The following is a 7,075-nucleotide window of genomic DNA, read 5'->3' as shown; positions in this document are numbered from 1 at the left end:
CCGCAAGTACGTCCGTGTAGGCTCTTACGCGGCATCCATGCCGCGTAAGGTCCCGCGACGGTGGGCGGGCAAGGACCAGTGGAGATGGTCGGTGCGCGTAGCTCTTTTCCAAGCAATCAGCAAACTCTCTGGTGCGGTGTCCTCACCGCTTGCGGGACCGTGTGGCGGCATGGATGCCGCCACCGAGCCCCCATGGACGGGTTTACGGCGTGTCCCGCGAGCGGTGAGGGCACCGCGCCCTCGACCGACTCAGCGTTCGGCCTGACTTCTGACTGCATCCACCAAGATTCGGCCGACAAAACCACCGCACTCACTGACAGCCGAGCGCTCGCTAGGTTTTGTTAGCCGCTCTTGGTTGGAGCGTTTGCGATACACGTGCGTAGCATCTGCCAGCCGCGCGGCACCAGCGTCAATGCATCACGCAGCGCAACTGCGCGGACCACGCATGCGAACAGGCAGTGGCGGGGCATTCTTCGTTGCTGGCTGCTGTCACGCTTTCGCTGCGCAGCAGGCACAACGCACGATGCGCCTGCAAGAAAACACCCTGTTCGATGCGCGGCGCCAGCGCAGCAGCGGCAGCGGCAAAGAGACGCAAGACCAACGCCCTACTGCGGAATCAACCCATCCGCAGAAACAGACTGGGCGAAACCTAACCCCGCCCCACACCAACCGCCTCACTCAACGCAAAAATCCGCCCGGCCTCGCGCCACTTCTCCCCTGGCGCACTGCCAGACAACGGCTTTTGAAACCGCCACATCAGCTCTTCCCACGCCTGAATCCGCGGATCAGCCGCATCCCGTGCCGCCTTGGCCGCCGGATCGTAATCGTCGCCGACCTCCATCAGCATCACCAAGCGATCGCCGCTGCGAAAGATCTCCAGCTCCAGGATGCCGGCTTGTTGCAGAGAGGCCACCACTTCCGGCCACACCTGGGTCGGTTGATGCCAGCGCTCGTACTCGGCGATCAGTTGCGGATCGTCGTGCAGATCCAGCACGTAGCACAGACGCCGCACACTCATGCGCCTGCCCCAGCAATCGCCGGCGCAGCGCGACGCGCGCGCAACGCGAACAACAGGATCACCGCAAAGCAGCCGCCCGGCACCACCATCGCCCAATGGATACCGGCCATGTCCGACACCGCGCCCATCACCGCAGTGAGCAGCGCACCGCCGATGATCGACATCACCAACAGCGACGAACCCAGCTTGCGTGCGTCGTCGTGCATGCCATCCAGGCCCAGCGCAAAGATGGTCGGGAACATCACCGACATGAACACGCTGGCTGCGACCAATGCGTACAGGCCGGTCCAACCGGGCAGCGCAATCGCCACCGCACACAAGACCAGATTGATCGTGGCAAAACTCGCCAGCAACTTCGCCGGCGCCAGATAGCGCAACAGCGCGGTGCCGATGAAGCGGCCAGCCATGAACAGCACCAGCGAGATGGTCAGATACGTCGCTGCGCTTTTTTCCGGCGTGCCCGGCACCGCGTCCTGCAGATAGCGGATCAGATAGCTCCAGATGCCGACCTGCGCACCCACGTAGAAGAACTGCGCCACCACCGAAAACACGAATAGCCGGTTACGCAACAACTCGCCAAAGCGCGCGCGCTTTGGCGCCGCCTCGCCCACACCCGCATCGCCGGTGGGAAAGCGCACCAGCGCGATCAGGATCGCCCACAGCACCACCACCACGCCGATCACCAAATACGGCTTCTGCACTGCAGACGATTCGGTGGCGAAGAACGCCGCGCGCGCGGCTGGCGCCATCGCCGCCAGCTCGGCCGGGGTGTGCTCCACGCCGGAGAAAATGAAGTGCTGGCCGACCAGCACGCCGGTGATCGAGCCCAATGGATTGAACGCCTGGGCGAGATTCAGCCGCCGCGCCGCGCCCTCTGCCGGGCCGAGCACGGTCACCAGCGGGTTGGCGGTGGTTTCCAGAAACGCCAGGCCGCTGGCGATCACGAACAAGGCCAGCAGGAACAGCCAGTAGGTATGCACCTGCGCAGCCGGATAGAACAGGAACGCGCCGCACGCATACAGCAGCAGGCCCAGCACCACCGCCGCCTTGTAGCTGTAGCGGCGCATGAACATCGCCGCCGGCATGGCGAACACGAAGTAGCCCAGATAGAACGCGCTCTGGACCAGGCCTGCCTGCAGGTCGGTGAGCTCGAAGGCCTTCTTGAACTGCTTGATCAGGATGTCGTTGAGGTTGTTGGCCATGCCCCACAAAAAGAACAGGCTGACGATCAACAACAGGGGAACCATGGCGGTACGCGCCAGGTTGCCGCGCGGTGACGCGGCAATGTCACTGTGATGCATGCGACCGATCCCCTCCCAAGGCTGTGGCGCTTGCGTTGCTGTGCGGCGAGCGTACTGCGCACGCCAGCGGCATGCAAATATAAAATCTTTGTTTATATTTGCACGCAAGCGCCATACCTCACCGCTGCCTGCGATGCCTGTACCCTGGCGCGCCGCAGCCTTGCCTGGAGCCGCAAACGGATGAGCACCGAACCCGCCAAGTACCGCGCGCCCGCCCTGGACAAGGGGCTGGACATCCTGGAGCTGCTCGCCCGCCAGGCGCAGCCGATGAGCATGGGCGCGATCTCGCGGGGCATCGGCCGCTCACGCGGAGAGATCTTCCGCATGCTGCAGGTGCTGGAGGAGCGCGGCTATCTCACCCGCGACGGCGAAGGCGACTATGTGCTGACCAACCGGCTGTTCATGCTCGGCATGCAGCAGCCGCAGGTGCAGAGCATCAGCGAAGCGGCATTGCCGGTGATGCGCCGGCTGGCCGATGCGATCTATCAGCCCTGCCACCTGGTGGCGCCCTCCGGCGACCAGATCGTGGTGATCGCGCAGATGGACGTGCCCAGCGATCTGGGCCTGGTGGTGCGCCCGGGCCATCGCCGCCCGCTGACCCATTCCAGTTCCGGGCTGGTGCTGTACGCCTTCCAGCAGCCGGAGGTGCAGGCGCGCTGGCTCGACATGCTCGATGCCAGCGAGGAGCCGTTCGAACGCGCGCAGTTCCTGGCTGCCGCCGCGCAGGCACGCGCCGATGGCTACGCCATGCAACCCAGCGAGGCGGTGGTAGGCGTGGTCGATCTGACCGCGCCGATCCTGCAACGCGGCAGCGCCACCTACACGCTCACGGTGCCCTTCATCGAACGGCGCCCTGAGCTGGTTGGCCCGCAAGCGGCATTGCAGGCGCTGTGTGCGGCCACCGCCGAGATTTCCAGCGAGCTGCACTAGTCGCGTAGAAGTGGAGCGCCGCGCCTAACGCGCCTGCGCCCGGGCCGCCGCCGATCGCCCCTATACTCGGCGCGATCGACCAAGCGGGATCGCATGTCCAGCATCAAGTTCGGGATGTGGAGCACCATCCTGCTGCTCGGCAGCGCGCATGGCGTGCTTGGCGCCAGCCTGTTGCTGCTGGCCCCGGTCAATCGCATCGCCAACCGCTGCCTGGCCGCACTGCTGCTGGTGGTGGTCGCCCTGATCACGCCCTACACGCTCGGCTATGCCGGCGCCTACGATGCGTACCCGGATCTGACCTACGCACCATTGTTCTGGGAGCTGGCCATCGGGCCGCTGCTATGGCTCTACGTCCGCCAACTGGCGCGTCAGCACTTGCCGCCTCGTTGGGCGCTGCATCTGCTGCCGGCGCTGCTGCAGGGCGGTTACTACACGTGGCTGTTCACCTGGCCGCTGCAACGCAAATGGGCCTGGAACGCTGCCGTCCACGTGCCCTGGATCGCGCCGCTGCAGGACGCGCTGGTGCTGGCCTCGCTGGCGTTCTATCTGCTGCTGGCCTGGCGCGAATACCTGGCCTATCAACGCTGGCTGGAACATCACAGCGGCGCGCGCGAGGAACTGCGACTGCCGTGGCTGCGCGGCTTTCTGCTGGCCGCCGCGTTGCTGGTGCTGTTACGGCTGGGCTTCACCGCCAGCGACCGGCTGTGGCATCGGCTGTCCTACGTCGATGAGTTTCCGCGCTATCTGGCCACCGCCGCACTGATCTACTACCTGGGTCTGGAAGGCTGGCGCCACGCCAGGGCCGACTATCCGCCGCGCGATGCGGTGCTGCCACACGATGCGCCAGCAGACCGAGCAGGCGAACCAGCGCCCGCTCCCGTCCAGGACAAGGACTGGCATGCGCTGGGGCAACAGGTCGCAGTGCAGGTCACCGCGCATGGCTGGTGGCGCGAGCCGGACCTCAGCCTGCCCGAGCTGGCGCGGCGCATGGGCACCAACAGCAATTATCTTTCGCGCGCGCTCAACGAGGGGCTAGGGCAAACCTTCAGCACGTTCCTCAACACGCTGCGCATCGCCGAAGCGCAGCGCCTGCTGGGCGGCGATCAGGACATCCTCGACATCGCACTGGCGGTCGGCTTCGGCTCCAAGGCCAGCTTCAACAGGGTGTTTCGCGCCTGCGTCGGCTGCACACCCAGCGACTACCGGCGCACGCAACGTCGCATCGCTTGAAAATCGCTCAGCGATTGCGTGTTTGAGTCGTCCGCCGAGGCAGCCCTGACCATGCTGGCGGCTTCTCTCAGAAGGAATCGCCATGTCACCGCGCCTGCGCCATCTCGTTATGTCGCTGATCCTGCTGTCGATCTGGTTACCGTGCGCCGGCGGGGCCACAACGCCGCCATCAACGCTGCGCAGCGACAGCCCGCTCGCAGGCCCGGCGCTGCTCGCCGATATCGATGTATTGCAAAGCGCCTATGTGGCGCTGCATCCGGGTCTGTATCGCTACTCCACCGAACAGGAAATCACGCAGCGCTTCGATGCCTTGCGTGCCGAACTCGAAAACGGCGCAACGCTCGCGCAGACCTACCTGGCCATCTCTCGCCTGACCGCCAGCGTGCGTTGCGGCCATAGCTTTCCCAATTTCCTCAATCAACCCGAACCGGTCCGGCACGCCTTGTTCGACAACGACCGGCAGTTACCCTTCCACTTCCGCTGGCTGCAGGGCCGGATGGTCATCAGCCGCAACGGCTCCGATCAGCCCAGCCTGGTGCCCGGCACGGAAGTGCTGGCGATCGATGGCATTGCCTCGGCGCAGATCCTGGCCGCGTTGATGAGCGTGGCGCGCGCCGACGGCAGTAACGATGGCAAGCGTATCGCGCAGATGGAGGTGCAAGGATTCGCACGTATCGAAGCCTTCGACGTTTACCTGCCGCTGCTGTTTCCGCAACTTTCGGCTGACCCGTTGCTGCGCGTGCGCGGGCCAGGGGCGGCAAAAGAACGCGAGCTGCGCGTCCACGGCATCAGCGCAGCGCAACGCCGCGCGATGATCCCCATGCGCAGCGACGACAGTGCAGCGCCGCCAGGGCGTCTGGACCTGGCAACACCCGGCGTGGCGGTGTTGCAGATGCCGACCTGGGCGGTGTACGACAGTGACTGGGACTGGCAGGCATTTCTGGCACGCAGTTTCACCACGCTGGCCGAGCGCGAGATTCCGGCGCTGGTGATCGATCTGCGCGGCAACGAGGGCGGGCTGGATGTGGGCGGCGTCTTGCTTGAGTATCTGTCCGCACGTGAGAGAGCGGCGCAGCAGATACGCACGCTGGTGCGCTACCGGCGCTTGCCCGACGCACTGGCGGCATACGTCACCACCTGGGACGCGTCCTTTCGCGACTGGGGCACGCGTGCGGTTGCCTACGACGCGCGTTTTTACACGCTCAATCCTGCATCCGATGCAGATGCGCAAGCCCGCACGACACCGCATGCGCCGCCTTTCAACGGCAAGGTGTTTGTGCTGATCGGCCCGGAAAACAGCTCGGCCACCTTCGCGTTCGCACAGCGAGTGCAGCGCAGCGGGTTGGCCACCCTGGTCGGCCAACCCACCGGCGGCAACCTGCGCGGCACCAATGGCAGCGCGTTCTTTTTCCTGCACTTGCCCAACTCGCAAATCGAAGTGGACCTACCGCTGGTCGGACAGTTTCCAACCAGCGCACAACCGGATCGCGGCGTATTGCCCGACGTACCGGTAACCATCACCGCGGAAGATCTGCAACAGGGCAGGGATGTCGAAATGAACGCCGTCAGCACCTTGCTACGCATGCCTTAAGCGCAGGCGCAGATACACCGCAGCGCTCTCGCATAGCCACGGCTATAAAGATCAGACCGACCTTCGCGTGCAGTGCAAGCGCACCGAACGCGGCCATGCGTTGGTACACTGCGCGCCCCTTGGGGAGTAGCCTGCTTCTGCATCGTCGGAAGCGCCTGCATCAACATACTCGGCCCTCGCGCCGTGGTGCAGGCAACCAATTTCGGTTTGGCGAGACCAGCGGCATGCGTGCACAACAACGGTTGGCGCGGGCGCATGTCGTTGTGACCGTGCCCAACCCGAGAATATCGATGTCCCCTTTTTCCATTGTGTTGATCGGTTTCGCAATGTCGACCGATGCGTTTGCCGCAGCGATCGGCAAGGGCGCAGCGATGCGCAAGCCGCAGTGGCGCGATGCGCTACGCGCCGGGTTGATCTTCGGTTGCATCGAGGCGATCACCCCGGTGATCGGCTGGCTGCTGGGGCGCGCCGCCTCCAGCTATGTGTCTGCCTACGATCACTGGATCGCCTTTGTACTGCTCGGCGCATTGGGCACGCACATGATCGTGGCCGGGCTGCGCCAGGAACCGGACGATGATGTGGACGAGGCGTCTTCCGATACGCCGAAACGGCATGGGTTGCTGGCCTTGGCCACCACCGGTTTTGCCACCAGCATCGATGCGATGGCGGTTGGCGTAAGCCTGGCGTTTCTCGACGTGCATATCGGCGTGGTGGCGGTAGTGGTCGGGCTGTGCACCTTCAGCATGGTCACTGCCGGTGTCATGCTGGGCCGCGTGCTCGGCAACCTGATCGGCAAGCGCGCCGAGATCCTCGGTGGTTTGATTTTGGTAATTGTCGGCAGCGTCATCCTGTACGAACACCTGAGCGGCGCTGCGTAAGCGCAGGGCTGTTTCGTAGGAGCGCGCTTGCGCGCGATGAAGCCTCATCCCTAAAGCCCCAAAGCCCGCCACCGCGCTCCCAACCGGCATGGCCCTTCTACCCGCGCGAGTCGGCTTGCCGCCAATT

Annotated in this window: 7 protein-coding genes and 1 riboswitch; of the genes, 4 read left to right on the top strand and 3 right to left on the bottom strand. The window is 64.8% G+C overall.

The window, feature by feature from the left end:
* Positions 1–409 precede the first annotated feature (409 nt).
* From ABS769_RS21985 to fucP, 3 genes are read right to left on the bottom strand one after another with little or no spacing between them, the layout of a single operon-like run.
* Positions 410–595 (bottom strand): hypothetical protein, encoded by a 186-nt coding sequence (locus ABS769_RS21985; protein ID WP_317063296.1) that lies wholly within the window; start codon positions 593–595, stop codon positions 410–412.
* A 54-nt stretch (positions 596–649) separates the two neighbouring features.
* The gene (locus tag ABS769_RS21980) at positions 650–1,018 is read right to left on the bottom strand and encodes an L-fucose mutarotase (RefSeq protein ID WP_317063297.1); all 369 of its coding nucleotides are present in this window, start codon (positions 1,016–1,018) and stop codon (positions 650–652) included.
* Positions 1,015–2,319 carry an L-fucose:H+ symporter permease gene (gene fucP / locus ABS769_RS21975; protein ID WP_317063298.1) on the bottom strand — a complete coding sequence of 435 codons (1,305 nt, stop codon included), beginning with the start codon at positions 2,317–2,319 and terminating at the stop codon, positions 1,015–1,017. Before fucP ends, ABS769_RS21980 begins: the two co-directional genes overlap by 4 nt.
* A 180-nt stretch (positions 2,320–2,499) precedes the next feature.
* On the opposite strand from fucP, the gene ABS769_RS21970 reads away from it, so the two are divergent.
* The 4 genes from ABS769_RS21970 to ABS769_RS21955 all read left to right on the top strand — a co-directional run bounded on the left by ABS769_RS21970 (position 2,500) and on the right by ABS769_RS21955 (position 6,948).
* A complete protein-coding gene (locus ABS769_RS21970; RefSeq protein ID WP_317063299.1) occupies positions 2,500–3,249 on the top strand; it encodes an IclR family transcriptional regulator in 750 nt (249 codons plus the stop codon).
* A 114-nt stretch (positions 3,250–3,363) separates the two neighbouring features.
* Entirely contained in the window at positions 3,364–4,479 is a 1,116-nt protein-coding gene (locus ABS769_RS21965) for a helix-turn-helix domain-containing protein (RefSeq protein ID WP_317063301.1), read from the top strand.
* 82 nt (positions 4,480–4,561) lie between these two features.
* Entirely contained in the window at positions 4,562–6,070 is a 1,509-nt protein-coding gene (locus tag ABS769_RS21960; protein ID WP_317063300.1) for a S41 family peptidase, read from the top strand.
* Positions 6,071–6,185: 115 nt separating this feature from the next.
* Positions 6,186–6,348: riboswitch (yybP-ykoY riboswitch) on the top strand.
* Positions 6,349–6,360: 12 nt separating this feature from the next.
* A complete protein-coding gene (locus tag ABS769_RS21955) occupies positions 6,361–6,948 on the top strand; it encodes a manganese efflux pump MntP (protein ID WP_176341130.1) in 588 nt (195 codons plus the stop codon).
* Positions 6,949–7,075: the final 127 nt, after the last annotated feature.

It is taken from the genome of Xanthomonas hortorum (assembly GCF_040279205.1).
In the GTDB taxonomy this organism is placed as follows: Bacteria; Pseudomonadota; Gammaproteobacteria; order Xanthomonadales; family Xanthomonadaceae; genus Xanthomonas; species Xanthomonas hortorum_F.
The sequence above is the reverse complement of the archived record's forward strand: the minus strand, read 5'-3'. Positions and strand labels throughout refer to the sequence as shown.

Coding starts and splice junctions, on each gene's coding strand:
- ABS769_RS21980 (WP_317063297.1), bottom strand. CDS start 1,018: ATGAGTGTGCGGCGTCTGTGCTACGTGCTGGATCTGCACGACGATCCG.
- fucP (WP_317063298.1), bottom strand. CDS start 2,319: ATGCATCACAGTGACATTGCCGCGTCACCGCGCGGCAACCTGGCGCGT.
- ABS769_RS21970 (WP_317063299.1), top strand. CDS start 2,500: ATGAGCACCGAACCCGCCAAGTACCGCGCGCCCGCCCTGGACAAGGGG.
- ABS769_RS21965 (WP_317063301.1), top strand. CDS start 3,364: ATGTGGAGCACCATCCTGCTGCTCGGCAGCGCGCATGGCGTGCTTGGC.
- ABS769_RS21960 (WP_317063300.1), top strand. CDS start 4,562: ATGTCACCGCGCCTGCGCCATCTCGTTATGTCGCTGATCCTGCTGTCG.
- ABS769_RS21955 (WP_176341130.1), top strand. CDS start 6,361: ATGTCCCCTTTTTCCATTGTGTTGATCGGTTTCGCAATGTCGACCGAT.